Raw genomic sequence first — 19,743 nt, forward strand, 5'->3', positions numbered from 1 at the left:
CGTTCCTCAGCTCTCCTTGCCGTCGTCGCCCGCGTCGGTGTCCGTCCGGGGCCCGGCGGGGCGCGATCTCGCCCGGCCGCGTCCGCCCGAGGCGGTGGTCTTGCGGGTACGGGACGAGGGTGCCGCCCGTTTCGACGGCGCGGATCCGCTCTGGGCCCGCTTCTTCGCGGGCTCGGGCTCGGGCGTAGACGTGGCAGTCGAAGTCGAAGTCGAAGTGGGTGTGGGTGCGGGCGCCTTGTCCTGGGGGGAATCGGCGGTGGGTTCGGCGTTGGGGTCCGCGTTGGGTTCGGGGGCCTGGTCACCCCGCGGCCTGAACGGCACGGCGCGGACCGTCCGGCGTTCCACCGGCTTCGCGGGCACCGGCTTCTCGCGGCCCTCGATCAGGACCAGCGACGCCTGATAGGCCACCGACAGGGTGTACGGCGTCTGGTGGAGCATCCCCCAGAGCTTGGACGTCTCGTCGATGTCCATCACCGTCGGGGTGAAGCGCACCCGCTGCGGGGACGCGGCCAGGTCGCTCCCCGCGAGATACGGGCGTTCGGCGGCCAGCTCGATCAAGTCCTTCGGCAGTACGGGGATTTCGTGCAGCGTGCGGACCACGCAGCCGATCAGCCGCTGCCCGACCAGCGTGGTCTCGTCCCCGTACGCGCTGATCAGGTAGTTCAGATCCAGCGCCGCCGCCGCGCGGTTGACCAGCCTGCCGTCCGAGGCGCGGGTCGGCAGGTCGGTGTGGCGCATCGACGGGTTGGGTGCCACCTGGTAGAGGAAGACGTTGATCGTCGGCTCCGTCGGGGGTTCCGCGGGTGGCTTGCGGGTCTCCACCGTGACCGCGATGTCCATCTCGGGTGACAGGTTGTTCCCGATCAGCAGGGCCAGGGCCTGGGTGACCGTCGCGACGGCAAGTGCGTTGCTCATGAACTCAGTTCCTCCTCTCGCCGCGGGCCAGATAGTCGTCCAGGGTCAGCGCGGGCGCGCGCCGTCCGGTGGGGCCCGGGCGGTCGGCCGCCGGGCGTGGCCCGCCGGGCGGCGGCGCCGCGCTCACCTCCAGCCGGCCTATCTGTACGTGGACCACGCGCTCGGCGGGCCGGGGCGCCCGGCGTCCCACCCCGCCCTGCGCGGCGCCGCGTGCGGTGGTCGTGTCGCTGTCGCGCGGGCGGGCCCGGCCCGGGGTGGCGCCCCACGTTGCACCGGGCGCGCCGGATGCGGGCGCGGCCCGGGCGTCCCGCCGCGCGGGGGCGTCGTCCTCCGCCGGGTGGCGCGACGGGCGCGAGCCGTCGGCGGCCCCCCTGCGGGGTCCGGCAGCGGGTCGCGGAGTCGGCCGCACCGCGGGCCGCTCCGCCTCCGCGTCGGGGGAGGGGCCGGCGGCCGGGTCCGGCCGCCCCGCCGCCTCTTCGGCGCGCGCGGCCCCGGTCCGTACGACCGTGTGCCGGTCCGTGCGCACCTCGCGCTCGTGCCGTATCAACTCGACGGTCCCGAGAGCCGGTTCGGGCGCCGTCGGGATCAGGGAAGCGGGTGCGTCGGGTTCCGGTGGCGCCGTACGCAGCGCCTCGACGCGTTCGAACGGGCCGGGCAGCCGGGGCCGTACCCGGGTCACCCCGGCAGCGCCCCCCGGTGAGCCGGTGTCCCCGCTCCCGGCGCCGTCGGCCACCGGTGTGTACCGGGCGAGCAGCCGGTCGAAGTAGTCAGACATCCGCGCACAGCTCCAGGTAGTAACGGCGCCGCAGCGGGCTGAGCGCCAGGATCTCCGGCTCGCTCCACCCGTAGGCGGTGGCGAGCAGATGAACGTCGAGGAGCAAGTCCCTTGCCCAGGTGTCGAGTTCCGCCCACAGATAGGAAGAGATGTCCAGCTCGGCGGCGGTGGCCCCACCGCACTCGGGACAGCTCACGTTCAGGGTCACCTCGGCGGCCGGGTCGGCCTCCGCCGCGGCCTCGGCCAGCCGCCGCTGGACGCCGGCCGGCAGCAGCTCGGTCAGCCGCTCCGGCGGTGCGGCCGCCCCGTTCCGTACGGCCGAGACCGTGCAGCGCGCCACCAGCAGCCGACGGGCCTCCGCCGCATCGGCCGCGGCGCCGGCCGCCGCGAGGTCGGCGACGGTGGGCAGCCGGAACTCGACCACCCACTCGCCCTCCGTCACCCGCAGCGGACCGTCCCGGCCCGGTCCCCGGGCGCCGAACGCCGTCGCGTCGAGGTCGAACTCCATGGCCGCCCCGCAGGCGCCGCACTCCGCGCGTACCTGCATGCGCTCGCCGAACAGGGCCCGGCGCAGCGCGAACAGATCCGCCTCCCGCTCACCGACGGGCAGCGACAGCAGGGTGTCGTTGGCGGCACCCGGGCGGGCCGCCCGGTGCAGCAGCAGCGACCTTCCCGAGCCGTGCTGGGCCAGTCCGGCCTCCCAGGTGGCGAGCAGCTCGGCGGGGCCCGTCGGCGTCATCCCTCAGTCCTCCGTGTCAGGATCCGGGTCGGGGGAATGAGGCGTCTAGGCCGGGTGGGTGAAGGACGGCTCCACCGGCTCCTCCACCTCGTAGTCCCGTTCCCAGCCCTCGCATTCGAGCTTCACGCTCTGGATCGCGACGGCGTTGGCATTCGCGTCCAGTTCGCCGAGCACCTGGTATTCGCTCACCCAGGCCCGGTAGAGCTTGTGCGAGACCGCCACCTGACCGGCCTCGTTGAGGACCTGGATGATGATGTCCTTGCGGAAGTCGCGGAGTGATACCTCGGCGCCGAGTCCGGCTCCGACCTGCCAGACCTTGTTGGCCCAGCGGTCGAACTCCGGGTCATGGGTGACACCGCGTTCCAGCGTGACCCCCTCGAATTCGGAGCGGCCCGGCGATTTGCGCGGAGAACTGGGGTCGCCGCCGTGGCGGTGCTTGACCACCTCGGTGGTGCGCTTCAGTGGACTGATCTTGCTGACGCCCGCGACCGTTCGACCGTCCCAGAGAACCAGGAACTTGAAATTCTTGTAGGGGTCAAAACGATGGGCGTTGATCTGGAACTCAGCCATCGGTTTCCTTTGCGTTTCCTTGTTCCTCGGCCTGGTCAGGAAAGGTCGAACTGCCCCGCGACCTGCTGGATCTTGACGATCACGAACTCCGCGGGCTTGACCGGCGCGATGCCGATCACGACGTTGACCACCCCGTTGTCGATGTCGGCCTCGGTGGTGGTGTCCTTGTCGCACTTGACGAAGTACGCCTCGCGCGGTGTGCCGCCCTTGAACGCGCCCTGCCGGAAGAGGTCGTTGAGGTACGCCGACGCCTTCAGCCGGATCTGCTGCCACAACTGCTCGGTGTTGGGCTCGAAGACCACCCACTGGAGACCGCGGTACAGGGACTCCTCGACATGCAGTGCGAGCCGCCGCACCGGCACGTACTTCCACTCGCTGTCGAGCGCGTCGGCGCCCGCCAGCGTCCTGGCGCCCCACACCAGCGGGCCGACCACCGGGAACGTACGCAGGCAGTTCACGCCGAGGGGGTTCAGCAGGCCGTTCTCCCGGTCGCTCAGCTTGACCGTGAGCGACCGCACCCCGGCCAGCCGCGCCTCGGTGCCGGCCGGCGCCTTCCACACGCCGCGCTCGCTGTCGATGCGGGCGATGACCCCGGCGACCGCGCCCGACGGCGGGAAGGCGCGCAGCCGTCCGGTGAGCGGGTCCGTGAGCTGTACGTGCGGGAAGTACAGCGCCGCGTGATCTCCGCGTACGGCGTCGAAGGCGCCGATCCCGGCCCGTGCCGCGTCCACACTGCCCCAGGCGGAGGGCGAGTCCACGAGCAGGAAGATCCGGCGCTCCTGGCAGAGCTGCCCGGCGGCGGAGACCACGGTGACCATGTCGTCGGTGGACTCGTACGCCGAAAGCTCGGGCAGGACCAGCAGGTTGACGTCGTCGACATCGCGCAGCGCCTGGATGCCGGTCTTGCCCGCCTCGCTGCCGATGAGGTCGCGCGGGCCGGGCGGGTCGCCGTCCTCGCCGCCCTCCAGGGCGAACGCGGGCGGGTTGACGGACCCCTCCAGGCCGAGGTCGTTGGCGCACTCGCCGATGAAGCGCACCACGTCGGCGGGGTCGATGGAGCCGGCGACGACCTGGATCCGCCGGCCGAACGGGGTGACCTGGACGCCGGCGTACGTGTGCTTGCCCGGCGCGTCGGGCAGCGCGCGCAGCTTGCGCTCCAGCAGCAGCGCCAACTCCGCGACGTTGGACGGCGCTTCACCGTCGTGGTGCGGGTCGTGGAGCGTGAACTCGCGCTCCACCTCGCCGATCTTGACCTTCAGTTCGACCTTGAGGTCGGGGAGTTTGGCCGCGAAGGGCTTGGAGACGGTGCCGGAGGGGTCCGGCCGGTCCCGGTCGACGGCCTTGACCCGGACGAGGGCGGAGCCGCTGTTGACGACCGTCTCCACGAACCGCCCGTGACCGGGATCCATCGACAGCCCGGTGAAGGACTCGCGGGCCCCGCCGCGCGCGTCGAGGACCTGGAGGTTGAACGTACGGTCCGGGGTGGGCGTGTCGTGGTCGACCGCCACCCGCAGCCGCGAGCCCCAGCCGCCGGGCTCCTTGGCGTGCACCTCCAGCACGGGGCATTCGCTCTTCCCCTCGGTGGAGTTGAGCGTGACGCACGCTTCCTTGCCGGTGCCGGCCTTGGCCACCCGCACGATCACCGCGACCGTTCCGCCGTTGCCGAAGAACTGGTGCACGGCGTGGCCGACGGCGCTGCGGGAGGTGAGCCCCCCGAAGCGGCGCTCGAAGTCGGCGAAGCTGGTGACCCGCACCGGCTGGTGGAGCGGCCCCCGGCGGGTGTGACCCACGAACGCGGTCACCGACGTGGTGACCGACGCGATGGTACGGACGCTGCTGGGGAGTTCTTCGATGTATACGCCGGGATAGCCCATGTGCGACGGCATTCCCCCTCCATTCCCTTCGCGCATCAAGGGATGAGATGAGGAGGAAAAGTGGAGGTGCGGCGCGCATGCGTCCCAGTAAAATTCACATGCGTGCGCACTTCCCCCGTTCCCCCGTCTCACACCCCCATGCGATAGCGGTACCTGTTTCGCATGGTCATCCGTATGGCCGTTCGCGTTGGTCATCCGCGTGGTCATCCGCGTGATCATGCGCTGCGCTCTCGGCTGTGACTCTTGGTGTATGAGTGCCGCTTGCGAGTCTCGTTTCTTTCCCAAGGAATGGTCAAGAGGTCGATTCGGTCATCGGGCGGTTCTTTCACGGGAGGCCGGCCGTTGGATAAATGGCGTGGTCAGCGGCGTGCGGCCGGAAGGATATGAAGGCGAATTCACGATCGCTTCACAGAAGGATTTCGAGTCAGGGTGGGAAACAAGCCGAAGAGATTTTCTTCCGGCGCGCCCCTTTGCCCGGCGGGTGTTTCCGTGCCGTCCCCCGTTCGGGCGGTGTGCTGGCCGTGCCCGGGCCACGTTCGGGCGGTGTCCGGAGGGGGTGCGCGGGCGGCGTACGGAGGGGTTGTGGGGCGGTGTCCGGAGGGGGTGCGGGGCGGTGTCCGGGCGGTGTCCCGCGCCGGACCCTGATGTCGTTTTCCTGCCAGCCGGGCCGCTCCGGATGCTCGATGCTTGACCCATGCACACCGCCACGCACCTCGCGATGCACGCCGACACGGAGCGCTGCGTCCGGGCCGTCAGGTCCAAGGACGCACGGTTCGACGGCTGGTTCTTCACCGCGGTCCTGACCACCCGGATCTACTGCCGGCCGAGCTGTCCCGTGGTGCCGCCGAAGGCCGAGAACATGACCTTCTACCCGAGCGCGGCCGCCTGCCAGCAGGCCGGATTCCGGGCCTGCAAGCGGTGCAGGCCCGACACCAGCCCCGGCTCGCCGGAGTGGAACGCCCGCGCCGACACCGTCGCCCGCGCCATGCGGCTGATCCAGGACGGGGTCGTGGACCGCGAGGGCGTGCCCGGTCTCGCCGCCCGCCTCGGCTACTCCGCCCGCCAGATCGAGCGCCAGCTCCTCGCCGAGCTGGGCGCGGGCCCGCTCGCCCTCGCCCGCGCCCAGCGGGCGCAGACCGCGCGACTGCTCGTCGAGACGACCGGACTGCCGATGGCGGAGGTCGCGTTCGCCGCCGGGTTCGCCTCGATCCGGGCGTTCAACGACACCGTACGAGAGGTCTTCGCGCTCTCACCGAGCGAGCTGCGCGCCCGTGCGGCACGCGCCGCGCGCGCCGCGCGCGCCGCGCGTATCCCGGACACGTCACCGGACGCACACACCGATCAGCGGCGGGCCGGGAACCCCGAGCGGGCCCGAACCCCCGGGGTGATCTGTCTGCGCCTGCCCTTCCGCGCGCCCCTCAACCCGGACAACCTCTTCGGCCACCTCGCCGCCACCGCCGTCCCCGGCGTCGAGGAGTGGCGGGACGGTGCCTACCGCCGCACGCTCTCCCTCCCGTACGGGCACGGCATCGTCGCCCTCACCCCGCGCCCCGACCACATCGCCTGCCGGCTCTCCCTCACCGACCCGCGCGATCTCACGGTCGCCATCAGCGGCTGCCGCCGGATGCTCGACCTCGACGCCGACCCCGTCGCCGTCGACGGGCAACTGCGCGCCGACCCGCTGCTCACCCCGCTGGTCGACAAGGCGCCCGGGCGGCGGGTCCCCCGTACCGTGGACGCCGCCGAATTCGCCGTACGGGCCGTACTGGGCCAGCAGGTCTCCACCGCCGCCGCCCGGACGCACGCGGCCCGGCTGGTCAGGGCGCACGGCGAACCGGTCGAGGACCCGGAGGGCGGCCTCACGCATCTCTTCCCGTCCCCCGCGGCCCTCGCCGCGCTCGACCCGGAGGCGCTGGCCCTGCCGCGCACCCGGCGCACCACACTCACCACACTGGTCGCTGCGCTCGCCGACGGGACGCTGCGGCTCGGCGCCGACAGCGACTGGGAGGAGGCGCGGGCCCGGCTCACCGCGCTGCCCGGCTTCGGACCGTGGACGGTGGAGGTGATCCTCATGCGCGCGCTCGGCGACCCCGACGCGTTCCTCCCCACCGACCTCGGGATCCGCCGGGCCGCGGCGGGCCTCGGACTGCCGTCGACGCCCGCCGCGCTGACGGCGCGGGCCACCGCCTGGCGGCCCTGGCGCGCGTACGCCGTGCAGTATCTGTGGGCCACCGAGGACCACGCCATCAACCAATTGCCCGGATAAGGGAGTTGAGTACACCATGACCACGGAGACCACCCGCTCGGCCGCCACCGCGGCCGGCCCCGCTCAGGCCGCTCGTGTCGTGCACACCGTGATCGACAGCCCGTACGGACCGCTGACCCTCGTCGCCACCGACGGCGTCCTGAGCGGCCTCTACATGCACGAGCAGCGCCACCGCCCGCCCGAGGAGTCCTTCGGCGCCTCGGACCCCGGCCCGTTCGCGGAGACCGTGCGCCAGCTCAGCGCCTACTTCGACGGCGAACTGACCGCGTTCGACGTGCCGTTCACCCTGCGCGGCACCCCGTTCCAACGCCAGGTGTGGGAGCGGCTGCTGCGGATCCCGTACGGCGAGACCCGTTCGTACGGTGAACTCGCCGAAGAACTCGGCAAGCCGGGCGCCTCGCGGGCCGTCGGGCTGGCCAACGGCAAGAATCCGATCAGCATCATCGTCCCCTGCCACCGGGTCATCGGATCCACCGGGAGCCTCACCGGGTACGGCGGCGGACTGAGCCGCAAGCAGCGCCTCCTCGCCTTCGAGGGCGCCCCGGCGGCCGGCGGGGGCGCCGTGACCGACGCGCTGTGGTGAGGAAGGCGCGGTCCCGGTCCGGGCCGCCCGGCCGCCGCCCGGTCCGGTCCGGGGCCGTAAGCCACTGCGGCCCGGCCCGGCCCCGGGCCGTTCAGCCGCCGTGGAGCTCCGCGAGCAACGCGGGCAGCGCCGTACCGATCGGCTCGCGGACGATCCGGTCCGCCCGGTCGTCGTACGGCGTCGGCTCGGCGTTGACCACGACGAGCCGCGCGCCGTGGTCCGCGGCCAGCCCCGCCAGCGAGGCCGCCGGCTGCACCTGCAGAGTCGTGCCCACCGCGAGGAACACCTCGCACGCCTTGGCGATCGACAGGGCCTGCGCCAGCACCTCCGGGTCGAGCCGCTCGCCGAACATCACCGTCGCCGACTTGAGGATCCCGCCGCACGCACGGCACGGCGGGTCCGCCTCGCCCGCCTCGACCCGGTCCAGTGCCTCCCGCATCGAGGAGCGGACATGACACCCCGTACAGATGATCTCCCGTGCGGTGCCGTGGAGTTCGAGCACCTTGCGGGCGGGGAGACCGGCGAGCTGATGCAGCCCGTCGACATTCTGCGTGAGGACGCGCACGGCCGTCCCCGACCGCTCCAGCTCGGCGATCGCGCGGTGCGCGGCGTTCGGCTCCGCGCGCAGCGCGGGGCTGTCGCGCCGCATCAGCCACGAGCGCCGGCGGATCTCCGGGTCCGCCATATATGTGTCGTACGTGACGAGCTTCTCGGCACCGGGGTCGCGCCGCCACAGGCCGTTCGGCCCGCGGTAGTCGGGGATGCCGGAGTCGGTGGAGATCCCGGCGCCGCTGAGGATCGCGACGAGAGTCATGATCCGATCGTAGGCGCCGGGCCGGACGGGGGCGAAGGGATTACGAGGTCACCCGCGTGAACGGGTCCGGTGTCAGCCCCGTCCAGCGGTGCAGGACCACCCGGCCCGTCTGCCGGGTCACACCGCCGGACTGGACCGTACCGGCCTCGGCGACGTAGTAGCGGCCGTCGTCCAGCGCGATCAGCCCGTACTGCCCGGCCGACTCCCAGCCGTACACACCGGATGCCGCGTGGTGCAGCCCGCGCGGCAGGAGCGACAGCAACTTCCCGCGCTCGGCCTGCTGTTGACCGCGTACCGGGCCCTGCACCGCGCGCTTGGAACCGTCGACGACGAAGAGGGAGTAGTTGGGGAACGAGCTCTTCTTGCCCTTGTAGACGGCCATCAGCCAGTTGCCGCTGCGCGCGTCGTACTCCAGGTTCTGCACGCCGTACGTGGTGTTGCCCGTGTACGCGAAGTACTTGCCGTCCGGCGCCGGCGGGCCCGAGGTGTGCGGGGCGTCCTCGGTCAGCGGGCGCTCGTACTGCTTCCACGCGCGGACGTCGTACTGGAGCAGGACCTGATGGTCGTTGTCCTGCCGGGCGGTGTTGGAGTAGATCCCGTACGCGACGGTGAGCTTGAGGCCGCCCCGTCCGTCGAAGGAGGAGCCGAAGGCGACGCCGTCGATGCCGCTGCAGCCGTAGCGGTGGTCGGGGGTGTCGGCGGTGTCGCCGTCGAAGACGCCGTCGCCGTTCATGTCGGCCGTGTAGTCCTTCACGACCTCGTCGAGATGGACGGTGGAGACCACGCCCGTGGACGCGGCGTCCATGTTCATCCGGTCGATGCGGTCCCCGTCGAAGACGGCGATGTAGAACGCCTTCGCCGCCTTGTACTCCAGGGAGCCGTACACCCGGCCGTCGGCCGTGTTGAAGTCGAGGTCGCCGAGGTGCCCGGTGAAGCCCGTGACGGAGCCCAGCGGTCTGCCGCTCAGATCCGTCTTCACCAGCAGGTTGGTGAAGGAGAAGTACATCAGGCCCTTGCGGCGGTCCACGGCCGTGCCCTGAAGATGCCCCGACTCCCAGGCACCGCCGTCCACCGACACCGGCAGGGCCGGGAGATCCGCCGCCTTCGGCAGGACGGGGACCGCCGCCTTCCGTACGGCGGGGGTCCGCGCCCCGTCCTCGGCATAGGCCGTTCCCCCGCCGGCCACGACGGCCGACCCGACGAGCGCGGACGTGAACAGGGCCGCCGTGAGTCGGCCGCGTGTCTGCCTTCGCATGATGCCTCCTGGGGGTCGTGGGACACCAGGATGATGGCGCGAGGGCGTGCACGGGGGACCAACACGGAATGAACCCGCGGCGCGGCCCGGACGGTCCGTCACCCCGGCCCGGCGCAGGGCGGGTTCCCGCCCCGCGCCCGGTCCGGACTCAGGCCGCGCGGGCCCGGATCGCCTCGGCGAGGGCGTGCTGCTCGGGCTCCGGCAGCCGCCGTTCGGCGTGGAGCATGCGCAGCACCGTCGTGATCCGCTCCTCGTCCTCCGGCGTGCCGAGGCTCCCCATACAGGCGGGCAGGAGCAGACTCAGCGCCTCCAGATCGGCGCGTGCGCAGAGCCGGGTGAGGAGAGCCGGCACCGGGTCGTCCGGGGCCGGCGGCGTGCCCGTTGCCGTGGCCCGCAGGCCCCGCGCGACGCAGAGACGCAGCCAGTCCTGATACGGGCCCGGTGGTACGGCGCCGAGATGGCGGGCCGCCGACTCGAAGTGGGTACGGGCCTCTTCGGGTCGCCCGAGATCGAGGAGCGCGCGGGCGATGTTTCCGTGCAGGGAGGCGTAGAAGCCGCGTACACGGTCGTCACCGACCCGGTCGGCACGGGTCAGGCACTCCTGGTTCCAGCGCAGCGTCTCCTGCGGGGTCGGCTGGTGGCGGGCGAGGTAGTGCGCCGCGACACACGCGTCGTAGTCGTTCTCCGCCGCCTCCCAGGCCCGCAGATACAGGGCACGCGCCTCGTCCGCCCGCCCTTCCGTCTCGGCCCGCATGCCCTGCGCGCAGAGCCGTACGACGGGGTTCTCCGGGTCCATCTCCGCTTCCGCCGCCTCTTGCTCCGCCATGTCAGTCCTCCGCAACCGCGGTGAGCGCGACGGGCATGACGAGGGTGGTGAAGCTGCCCTGGTCGGCCGAGCGCACCACGACCGGCCGGGTCGCCTCGGAGATCTCCAGCAGGACGTCGGGGCCGACGCTCGCGTCGAGTGCCGGGGCGAGTACGGCGGGGTCGAAGCCGATCCGCAGGGGCGGTTCGCCGATACGGAGCGCCCGCAGGGTGGTGGACGCGGGCGGCGGGCCGTCCTGGGCCCCCGGCCGCACCGGGGAGATGTGTACGTCGTCCTCGCCGAGCCGCAGGGCGATCACCGGCGCCTCCGTGCCGTCGGCCGCACCGTCCGTCTCGCCGTGTGCCGTGACGGCGGCGAGCAGTGCCGTCCGGTCGACGATCAACCGGTGGAGGGTCTCGGGCAGTTCGGCGAGCATGTCGCGGTACGCGGGGAACTCGCCCTCCCACAGGCTCAGTTCACGGGAGCCGGAACCGTCCGCGTCGGATATCCGGGCCACGTCCGCGCCGATCTCGACGGTCACCGCCGCGCACCGCGCCGCCCAGGCGCCCGCCTCGGCCAACGGCCCGGCGTCCAGCAGCACCTGACGCTCCGGGCCCTCCACCGCGACGACCGGCTTCAGGACCCGGGTCGAGAGGCGGTAGCGGTCGGTGGCGACGAGCCGGACCTCGCTGTCGTCGATCTCGACGAGGACCCGGCCGAGTACCGGATGGTCCGGGTCGTCGCCGACCGCCGTGCCCACCTGCCGTACGGCACCGGCCAGTTCGGCCCCGCCGAGCCGTACGCGCGTCACCGGCTCGGCCCCGTCCCCGCTCCCGTCCCCGGTCGCGCCGTCCGCGCTCTCCTGGCCGGGCAGGGAGCGCAGCACGGCTGCGATCGTGGCGTCGGCCGTCCGCGACTTCTCCCGTACGGAGCTGCGGTGCCGCTCCAGCACCGTACGGGCCGAGTCCGAGTCGCCGTCGAGGACGACCATGACCTCCGCGAGCGGCAGCCCCGCCTCCCGCAGGCTCCGCAGCACCCGCGCCCGCATCTCCTGGTCGAGGCTGTAGGAACGGTAGCCGGTGGTGGCGTCGACCTGGGCGGGAACCAGGACGCCGCAGTCGTCGTAGAAGCGCAGGGCGCTCGGTGCGAGGCCGACGCGCCGGGCGAAAGCGCTGATGCTCAGCAGCTCGGGCTGGAAGAGGCCGATCGAGATGTCCACCGGAGTGGAGCCTGTAGTGCTGTCCATGGCGGTGATTGTCGAGGTTCAGGCAACGTGAAAGTCAACTCCGGCGGCGGATCCCGGGGGAGGGGACACGGGAGGGGACGAAGGGGAGGCCGCATCGCCCCCGTCCGCGTCGCCGCTTCTGTGCAGAATCCACGGGTACGGATAGGGTCGGACCGGCGCGACTGCCTGTTCGAACGTAAGGGATGCATAGTGACGGACGGAGCGGTGTCCACGACCGCGCGGGTACTGATCGCGGCGGACAAGTTCAAAGGATCGCTCACGGCGACGCAGGTCGCCGAGCGGGTGACGGCCGGGCTCCGGCGGGTCGCCCCCGACGTGCCGGTGGAGACGCTGCCCGTCGCGGACGGCGGCGACGGCACGGTCGCGGCGGCCGTGGCGGCCGGTTTCGAGCGGCACGAGACACGGGTGGCCGGGCCCCTGGGCGACCCGGTCACCGCGGCCTACGCCCTGCGGGACGGCACGGCCGTCATCGAGATGGCCGAGGCGTCGGGGCTCCAGCACCTTCCCGAGGGCGTCTTCGCCCCCCTCACCGCCACGACGTACGGCTCCGGCGAGCTGCTGCGCGCCGCGCTCGACGCGGGCGCGCGGACCATCGTCTTCGGCGTGGGCGGCAGCGCCACCACCGACGGCGGGGCGGGGATGCTCGCGGCGCTCGGCGCGCGCTTCCTGGACGCGGACGGCAAGCCCGTCGGCCCGGGCGGCGGCGGACTGCGGGAGCTGGCCACCGCCGACCTCTCCGGTCTGGACGCCCGGCTCGGCCGTACGGAGATCGTCCTCGCCAGCGATGTCGACAACCCGCTGACCGGCCCCCAGGGCGCCCCCGCCGTCTACGGTCCCCAGAAGGGCGCGGGCCCCGAGGAGGTCGCCGTCCTCGACGCGGCCCTCGCCCACTACGCCGCGGTACTGGCGGCGGCCGTCGGCCCCCGGGCCGCCGATCTCGCGCTCTCGCCCGGGGCGGGCGCGGCGGGCGGCATCGGCTACGGCGCGCTCGTCGGCCTCGGCGCCGGCTTCCGCCCCGGCATCGAGGTGATGCTCGACGTGCTGGGCTTCGCCCCGGCCCTGGCCAGGGCCACCCTGGTGATCACGGGAGAGGGCTCGCTCGACGAGCAGACGCTGCACGGCAAGGCGCCCGCGGGCGTCGCGGCGGCGGCCCGCGCCCAGGGCGTCGAGACCATCGCGGTCTGCGGCCGGCTGGCCCTGACCCAGGAGGCGCTGGACCGGGCCGGGATCGCCCGCGCCTACGCCCTCACCGCCCTGGAACCGGACCCGGCCCGCTGCATGGCGCAGGCGGGCCCGCTGCTGGAACGCCTGGCGACGGACATCGCCCGCGACTTCCTGAGCTGAGCGAGCAGAGCGGTACATGGGAAGGGCCCGGGCGCTGTCCGCCCGGGCCCTTCCCATGTACCGTCCGCTTCCGCGTGTGCCTTACGGGAGCTGCGCCGCCCGCGCCTCGCGGCGGTTGCCGCGGAACGTGTTCACCCGCCGCGCCGTGGCGAAGAGCGGGATCACCGCGCCCGTCACCACCTGGAGCGCGCAGCCCGTCTGGAGCAGCAGCTGACCGCCGGGCGCGTCGAACGCCCAGGCCGCCAGCAGCCCCATCGCGGCCACGATCCAGCTGAGCATGGCCACCGCGAGGACACCCCGCGGCTTCGGGTACTCGACCCGGCTCACCATCAGCCACGCCACGCCGACGATCGCGAGCGTCGTCGGTACGAAGGGCAGCTCCAGCAGGACGATCGAGACGACCGTCAGCGCGCCGAACGGGGACGGCATCCCCTGGAACATGCCGTCCTTCATCGTCACGCAGGAGAATCTCGCCAGCCGTAGCACGACGGCCAGCAGCACCACGACCGCGGCCAGCGCCGAGACTCGTTGATGCGCGTCGTCCGCGACCATTCCGTACACCAGTACGAAATAGGCCGGGGCGAGACCGAAGCTGATCAGGTCGGAGAGGTTGTCCAGCTCCGCGCCCATCGGGGAGCTGCGCAGCTTGCGCGCCACGAGCCCGTCGAACAGGTCGAAGATCGCCGCCGCGAGCATCAGGATCACGGCGGTCGCGGCGGAGTGCCGCGCCATGCCGCTCTCGTCGCTGCCCGTGAGGTGCGGGATCAGGATGCCGGTCGTCGTGAAGTAGACCGCCATGAAGCCGCAGGTGGCGTTACCGAGCGTGAGGGTGTCGGCTATCGACAGCCGCAGTGAGAGCGGCATGTCCTCCGCGTCGTCCTCGGCCTCCGCCTCGGCCTCCGCGGCCCACCCTGCTTGTGTGTCGGGATCAATCACGGTCAATTCGAGTCACCCCTGCGGTCGTGGTCTGGCCGACCTCGACGGCGACCTCGACACCTTCCGGAAGGTAGATGTCGACGCGCGAGCCGAAGCGGATCAGGCCGATGCGCTCGCCCTGCTCCACCTTGGTCCCCTGGGGCAGGTACGGGACGATGCGCCGGGCCACCGCGCCGGCGATCTGCACCATCTCGATGTCACCCAGCTCGGTGTCGAAGTGCCAGACGACGCGCTCGTTGTTCTCGCTCTCCTTGTTGAACGCCGGGACGAACCCTCCGGGGACGTGCTCCACGGACGTCACGGTTCCCGCGAGGGGAGCGCGGTTGACATGAACGTTCAGCGGGCTCATGAAGATGGCGACCCGCGTGCGCCCGTCCTTCCACGGCATGATGCTCTGCACCACACCGTCGGCCGGGGAGATGACCCGGCCCTGCGTGATCTCGCGCTCCGGGTCTCTGAAGAACCACAGCATGCCCGCCGCGAGCGCGGTGGCGGGCACAGCGAGGACTGCCGCACGCTTGGAGCTGCGCGCGCGGGCCAGTCCGATCGCCGCGGTGGCGACGGTCGGGAGAAGCCACGGCGATGCTCCGCGAGCGATGCGGACACGACCGCGTGGTGCAGAGGTTTGGCTGTGGGGCATGGATGACCTTCGTAGCGGATGATGCCGCGCTGGCAACGGGGGACGGCGGCTTTCCAGCGATGGTACTGGTTACCAGCCGCAACTGAGCAAGCCAGCAGCCGAGTCGGGCGGCTTGAAGCGTGCGGGAGAGCACCACAGGGTGTGATTTTCTTCGCCACCAAAGCGGATCAAAGCCGATAATTAACCCTGGAATCGGTACTCCTCCAGCAGTCGGCGCCCGATGATCATTTTCTGGATCTCGGCGGTACCCTCGCCGATCAGCAGCATCGGTGCCTCGCGGTAGAGGCGCTCGATCTCGTACTCCTTGGAGAAGCCGTAACCGCCGTGGATCCGGAAGGCGTCCTCGACGACTTCCTTGCAGTACTCGGAGGCGAGGTACTTCGCCATCCCTGCCTCCAGGTCGTTTCGTTCCCCGGAGTCCTTTTTGCGTGCCGCGTTGACCATCATGGCATGGGCCGCCTCGACTTTGGTAGCCATCTCGGCCAGCTTGAACTGAATCGCCTGGTGCTGGGCGATGGGCCTGCCGAAAGTATGACGCTGCTGGGCATACGCGACACCCAGCTCGAAGGCGCGCTGAGCGACGCCGCAACCACGCGCCGCGACATTCACCCGGCCCACCTCCACCCCGTCCATCATTTGGTAAAACCCTCGGCCGGTGGCCCCGCCGAGGACCCGATTGGCCGGAATGCGTACTCCGTCCATGATCAGCTCGGTGGTGTCGACGCCCTTGTACCCCATCTTGTCGATCTTCCCGGGGATGGTGAGCCCCGGCCGCACCTCACCGAAGCCCGGCTCCTTCTCCACCAGGAACGTGGTCATCGACCGGTGCGGGGCCGTGCCCTCCGGGTGGCCCTCGTCCGTCCGGCACAACACGGCGACCAGGTGCGATGTGCCGCCGTTGGTCAGCCACATCTTCTGGCCGTTCAGTACGTACGCGTCCCCGTCCCTGACCCCCTTCGAGGTGATCGCGGAGACGTCCGAGCCGAGCCCGGGCTCCGACATCGAGAACGCGCCACGCACGGTGCCCTCGGCCATCCGGGGCAGGAACGTCTCCTTCTGTTCCTCCGTGCCGTGCTGCTTGAGCAGGTACGCCACGATGAAGTGGGTGTTGATGATGCCCGAGACGGACATCCACCCCCGGGCGATCTCCTCCACGCAGAGCGCGTAGGTGAGCAGCGACTCGCCGAGACCGCCGTACTCCTCGGGGATCATCAGCCCGAACAGCCCGAGTTCCCGCAGGCCCTCCACGATCCGGGTCGGGTACTCGTCACGGTGCTCCAGCTCCGTGGCGACCGGCAGGATCTCCTTGTCGACGAAGTCCCGCACGGTGGCCAGGATCTCCCGCTGGATCTCGGTCAGTCCCGCGGTCTGGGCGAGTCGGCTCATGACGTCACTTCTCCTGCGGCTGAGGGCGGCCCGGCTGTTCGCCGCCGCGTTCCTTGACGTAGCTCTCCGTCGGGACCATGACCTTGCGGCGGAAGACACAGACGACCGTGCCGTCCTGGTTGTAGCCCTTGGTCTCCACGTACACGACACCCCGGTCGCTCCGGGACCTCGACGGTGTCTTGTCCAGCACCAGCGTCTCGCCGTACAGCGTGTCGCCGTGGAAGGTGGGTGCCACGTGCTTGAGCGACTCCACCTCCAGATTGGCGATGGCCTTGCCCGACACGTCCGGCACCGACATGCCCAGCAGCAGCGAGTAGACGTAATTGCCGACGACGACGTTCTTCCCGAAGTCCGTCGTGTTCTCGGCGTAGTTGCTGTCCAGGTGCAGTGGATGGTGGTTCATGGTGAGCAGGCAGAACAGGTGGTCGTCGTACTCCGTGACCGTCTTGCCGGGCCAGTGCTTGTAGACCGCGCCGACCTCGAACTCCTCGAAGGTGCGTCCGAACCGCATCGCTCAGCCCTCCGGCGCTTCGAAGCTGGTGGTACGCCGCATTCCCGCGGCCCGGCCCTTGCCCGAGATCACCAGCGCCATCTTCCGGCTGGCCTCGTCGATCATCTCGTCGCCGAGCATGGCCGAGCCCTTCGCGCCGCCCGCCGCCGAGGTGTGCCACTCGTACGCGTCGAGGATCAGCTCGGCGTGGTCGTAGTCCTCCTGCGAGGGCGAGAAGATCTCGTTGGACGCCTCGATCTGGCCCGGGTGCAGCACCCACTTGCCGTCGTAACCCAGCGCCGCCGCCCGGCGCGCCACCTCGCGGTACCCGTCCACATCGCGGATCTGAAGGTACGGACCGTCAATCGCCTGGAGATCATAGGTGCGGGCCGCCATCAGGATGCGCATCAGAATGTAGTGGTAGGCGTCCGCACCGTAGCCGGGTGGCTGGTGCCCGACCACCAGTGTCTTCATGTTGATCGACGCCATGAAGTCGGCCGGGCCGAAGACGATCGTCTCCAGACGGGGCGAGGCGGCGGCGATCGCGTCGACGTTCACCAGCCCCTTGGCGTTCTCGATCTGCGCCTCGATGCCGATCCTGCCGACCTCGAACCCCATCGTCCGCTCGATCTGGGTGAGCAGCAGATCGAGGGCGACGATCTGCTGGGCGTCCTGGACCTTCGGCAGCATCAGACAGTCCAGGTTCTGCCCCGCGCCCTCCACCACCGTGATGACGTCGCGGTACGTCCAGTGCGTCGTCCAGTCGTTGACCCGTACGACGCGCGTCTTGCCCGTCCAGTCGCCCTTGTTGAGCGCGTCGACGATGGTGTGCCGGGCGCCCTCCTTGGCGAGTGGTGCGCACGCGTCCTCCAGATCGAGGAAGACCTGGTCGGCCGGGAGCCCCTGCGCCTTCTCCAGGAAGCGCGGGTTGGAGCCCGGTACGGCGAGACAGGAGCGGCGCGGGCGCAGCCGGTTCCGGGCGGGGCTCCCGGGAGCGGCGGGCGCGGGAATCCCGGGGGTGGCGGGCGCGGTCATGGGCGGACCTCCAAGGGGTCGAGTCTGTTCGCTTGCCGGATCTCGTCGACGATACGGCCGATGATCTCCGTGATCCCGAAGTCCTTCGGGGTGAAGACGGCGGCCACGCCGGCCGCCCGCAGCGCCTCGGCGTCGGCGTTCGGGATGATCCCGCCGACGATCACCGGGAGCTCGCCCGCGCCGGCCGCGCGCAGCCGCGTGAGCACGTCGGGCACGAGCGCGGCGTGCGAGCCCGACAGGATCGACAGGCCCACACAGTGCACGTCCTCCGCGAGCGCGGCCGCGACGATCTGCTCGGGCGTCAGCCGGATGCCCTGGTAGACCACCTCGAAGCCGGCGTCCCTGGCGCGTACGGCGATCTGCTCGGCCCCGTTGGAGTGCCCGTCCAGACCGGGCTTGCCGACCAGCAGCCGCAGCCGCCCCGCGCCCAGCTCCCCGGCGGTACGGGCTGCCTTCTCCCGTACGGCGGCGAGCGGAGAGCCCGGCTCGGCGCTCACCGTGAGCGGCGCCCCGCCCACCCCCGTGGGCGCGCGGTACTCGCCGAACACGTCGCGCAGCGCCCAGGACCACTCGCCGGTCGTCACCCCCGCGCGGGCGCACTCCAGGGTCGCGGCCATCAGGTTCTCGGTGGAGGCGGCGGCCTTCTTCAGGGCGGCCAGTGCGTCGCCGGCCCGGGTCTCGTCCCGCGTATCCCGCCAGGCGTCCAGGGCGGCCACCACCCGGGCCTCGTTCGCCGGGTCGACCGTCATGACCGCCGTGCCGAGATCCGCGGTGAGCGGGCTGGGCTCGGTGGACTCGTAGCAGTTGACGCCGACGATCCGCTCCTCGCCGGACTCGATCCGCGCCCGGCGCTCCGCGTGCGCGGCGACCAGCCGCGACTTGAGATAGCCGGACTCGACGGCCGCCAGCGCGCCGCCCATCTCCTCGATCCGGTCCATCTCCGCCAGGGCCCCCTCGACCAGCTCGGCGACCTTGGCCTCGACGACGTGCGAGCCGTCGAAGAGGTCTCCGTACTCCAGCAGGTCGCTCTCGTGCGCGAGCACCTGCTGGATACGGAGCGACCACTGCTGGTCCCAGGGGCGCGGCAGCCCCAGCGCCTCGTTCCAGGCGGGGAGCTGTACGGCGCGGGCGCGGGCGTCCTTGGAGAGTGTGACGGCCAGCATCTCCAGCACGATCCGCTGGACGTTGTTCTCCGGCTGGGCCTCGGTCAGCCCCAGGGAGTTGACCTGGACGCCGTAGCGGAAGCGGCGCTGCCGGGCGTCCTCGATGCCGTACCGCTCCCGGGTGATCCGGTCCCAGATGCGGGAGAAGGCCCGCATCTTGCACATCTCCTCGACGAAGCGCACCCCCGCGTTGACGAAGAAGGAGATCCGTCCGACGACATCCCCCCTGCGCTCCTCGGCGATCCGTCCCGACGCGAACACCGCGTCGAGCACGGCGATCGCGGTGGACATGGCGTACGCGATCTCCTGGACCGGGGTCGCCCCGGCCTCCTGGAGGTGGTAGCTGCAGATGTTGACGGGGTTCCACCGGGGCAGGTGGTGCACCGTGTACGTGATCATGTCCGTGGTCAGCCGCAGACTGGGCGCCGGCGGGAAGACATGCGTCCCGCGCGACAGGTACTCCTTGACGATGTCGTTCTGCGTCGTGCCCTGGAGCCCCGCGGGGTCCGCGCCCTGCTCCTCCGCGACCACCTGGTAGAGCGCCAGCAGCCACATGGCGGTGGCGTTGATGGTCATCGACGTGTTGGTGCGCTCCAGGGGGATGTCCTGGAAGAGCCGGCGCATGTCACCGAGGTGCGCGACCGGCACCCCGACCCGGCCGACCTCGCCGCGCGCGAGGACATGGTCCGGGTCGTAGCCGGTCTGCGTCGGCAGGTCGAAGGCGACGGAGAGGCCGGTCTGGCCCTTGGCGAGATTGCGCCGGTACAGCTCGTTGGACGCCTCGGCGGTCGAGTGACCGGCGTACGTCCGCATGAGCCAGGGCCGGTCCTTGTGACGATCGGTCATGTGGGCCCCCTCGGGGGGTCGGGCGGCGGGTCGGGCGGCCGGGTGCGCGGACGGGGGGCGG

Annotated in this window: 18 protein-coding genes; 3 read left to right on the top strand and 15 right to left on the bottom strand. The window is 71.5% G+C overall.

Annotation, left to right across the window (positions count from 1 at the left end; genetic code table 11):
• Positions 1-6 precede the first annotated feature (6 nt).
• The 5 genes from ACFTZC_RS01750 to ACFTZC_RS01770 are packed head-to-tail and all read right to left on the bottom strand — an operon-like array spanning position 7 to position 4,885.
• Complete coding sequence (locus ACFTZC_RS01750; protein WP_382885784.1) at positions 7-915, bottom strand: Pvc16 family protein; 909 nt, start codon at positions 913-915, stop codon at positions 7-9.
• A 4-nt stretch (positions 916-919) separates the two neighbouring features.
• The gene (locus ACFTZC_RS01755; RefSeq protein WP_382885786.1) at positions 920-1,690 is read right to left on the bottom strand and encodes a hypothetical protein; all 771 of its coding nucleotides are present in this window, start codon (positions 1,688-1,690) and stop codon (positions 920-922) included.
• A complete protein-coding gene (locus ACFTZC_RS01760; protein WP_382885787.1) occupies positions 1,683-2,429 on the bottom strand; it encodes a hypothetical protein in 747 nt (248 codons plus the stop codon). Before ACFTZC_RS01760 ends, ACFTZC_RS01755 begins: the two co-directional genes overlap by 8 nt.
• Before the next feature lie 45 nt (positions 2,430-2,474).
• Positions 2,475-2,999, bottom strand: a complete 525-nt coding sequence (locus ACFTZC_RS01765) for a phage tail protein (protein ID WP_382885789.1) — start codon at positions 2,997-2,999, stop codon at positions 2,475-2,477.
• Positions 3,000-3,034: 35 nt separating this feature from the next.
• Positions 3,035-4,885 carry a phage tail sheath family protein gene (locus tag ACFTZC_RS01770; RefSeq protein ID WP_382885791.1) on the bottom strand — a complete coding sequence of 617 codons (1,851 nt, stop codon included), beginning with the start codon at positions 4,883-4,885 and terminating at the stop codon, positions 3,035-3,037.
• A gap of 706 nt (positions 4,886-5,591) precedes the next feature.
• On the opposite strand from ACFTZC_RS01770, the gene ACFTZC_RS01775 reads away from it, so the two are divergent.
• The gene (locus ACFTZC_RS01775) at positions 5,592-7,139 is read left to right on the top strand and encodes an AlkA N-terminal domain-containing protein (RefSeq protein WP_382886022.1); all 1,548 of its coding nucleotides are present in this window, start codon (positions 5,592-5,594) and stop codon (positions 7,137-7,139) included.
• A gap of 16 nt (positions 7,140-7,155) precedes the next feature.
• Positions 7,156-7,722 (top strand): methylated-DNA--[protein]-cysteine S-methyltransferase, encoded by a 567-nt coding sequence (locus ACFTZC_RS01780; protein ID WP_382885793.1) that lies wholly within the window; start codon positions 7,156-7,158, stop codon positions 7,720-7,722.
• Between the two features lie 91 nt (positions 7,723-7,813).
• Here the strand turns inward: ACFTZC_RS01780 and ACFTZC_RS01785 are convergent, their stop codons facing one another.
• The 4 genes from ACFTZC_RS01785 to ACFTZC_RS01800 form a co-directional block, all read right to left on the bottom strand.
• Positions 7,814-8,536: an NAD-dependent deacetylase gene (locus tag ACFTZC_RS01785; protein WP_382885795.1), complete on the bottom strand. Its 723-nt coding sequence runs from the start codon at positions 8,534-8,536 to the stop codon at positions 7,814-7,816.
• 40 nt (positions 8,537-8,576) lie between these two features.
• Positions 8,577-9,791 carry a hypothetical protein gene (locus ACFTZC_RS01790; protein ID WP_382885797.1) on the bottom strand — a complete coding sequence of 405 codons (1,215 nt, stop codon included), beginning with the start codon at positions 9,789-9,791 and terminating at the stop codon, positions 8,577-8,579.
• 148 nt (positions 9,792-9,939) lie between these two features.
• Complete coding sequence (locus tag ACFTZC_RS01795; protein WP_382885799.1) at positions 9,940-10,617, bottom strand: hypothetical protein; 678 nt, start codon at positions 10,615-10,617, stop codon at positions 9,940-9,942.
• Between the two features lies 1 nt (position 10,618).
• The gene (locus ACFTZC_RS01800; RefSeq protein WP_382885801.1) at positions 10,619-11,842 is read right to left on the bottom strand and encodes a MerR family transcriptional regulator; all 1,224 of its coding nucleotides are present in this window, start codon (positions 11,840-11,842) and stop codon (positions 10,619-10,621) included.
• Between the two features lie 189 nt (positions 11,843-12,031).
• Between ACFTZC_RS01800 and ACFTZC_RS01805 the strand changes: the two genes are divergently transcribed.
• Positions 12,032-13,186 carry a glycerate kinase gene (locus ACFTZC_RS01805; RefSeq protein ID WP_382885803.1) on the top strand — a complete coding sequence of 385 codons (1,155 nt, stop codon included), beginning with the start codon at positions 12,032-12,034 and terminating at the stop codon, positions 13,184-13,186.
• An 81-nt stretch (positions 13,187-13,267) separates the two neighbouring features.
• On the opposite strand, the gene pssA is transcribed toward ACFTZC_RS01805, so the two are convergent.
• From pssA to ACFTZC_RS01835, 6 genes are all read right to left on the bottom strand, one after another.
• Positions 13,268-14,122, bottom strand: a complete 855-nt coding sequence (gene pssA / locus ACFTZC_RS01810) for a CDP-diacylglycerol--serine O-phosphatidyltransferase (RefSeq protein WP_365809140.1) — start codon at positions 14,120-14,122, stop codon at positions 13,268-13,270.
• Positions 14,115-14,762: a phosphatidylserine decarboxylase gene (locus ACFTZC_RS01815; RefSeq protein ID WP_365808997.1), complete on the bottom strand. Its 648-nt coding sequence runs from the start codon at positions 14,760-14,762 to the stop codon at positions 14,115-14,117. The genes pssA and ACFTZC_RS01815 overlap by 8 nt, the downstream gene beginning before the upstream one ends.
• A 180-nt stretch (positions 14,763-14,942) precedes the next feature.
• On the bottom strand, positions 14,943-16,148 hold the full coding sequence (locus ACFTZC_RS01820; protein ID WP_382885805.1) for an acyl-CoA dehydrogenase family protein: 1,206 nt from the start codon (positions 16,146-16,148) through the stop codon (positions 14,943-14,945).
• A gap of 4 nt (positions 16,149-16,152) precedes the next feature.
• Positions 16,153-16,659 carry a MaoC family dehydratase gene (locus ACFTZC_RS01825; RefSeq protein WP_382885807.1) on the bottom strand — a complete coding sequence of 169 codons (507 nt, stop codon included), beginning with the start codon at positions 16,657-16,659 and terminating at the stop codon, positions 16,153-16,155.
• Between the two features lie 3 nt (positions 16,660-16,662).
• On the bottom strand, positions 16,663-17,673 hold the full coding sequence (locus ACFTZC_RS01830; RefSeq protein WP_382885809.1) for an HpcH/HpaI aldolase/citrate lyase family protein: 1,011 nt from the start codon (positions 17,671-17,673) through the stop codon (positions 16,663-16,665).
• Positions 17,670-19,682, bottom strand: a complete 2,013-nt coding sequence (locus ACFTZC_RS01835; RefSeq protein WP_382885811.1) for a protein meaA — start codon at positions 19,680-19,682, stop codon at positions 17,670-17,672. The genes ACFTZC_RS01830 and ACFTZC_RS01835 overlap by 4 nt, the downstream gene beginning before the upstream one ends.
• Positions 19,683-19,743 lie beyond the last annotated feature (61 nt).

The organism is Streptomyces sp. NPDC056987 (assembly GCF_042673865.1).
GTDB lineage: Bacteria > Actinomycetota > Actinomycetes > Streptomycetales > Streptomycetaceae > Streptomyces.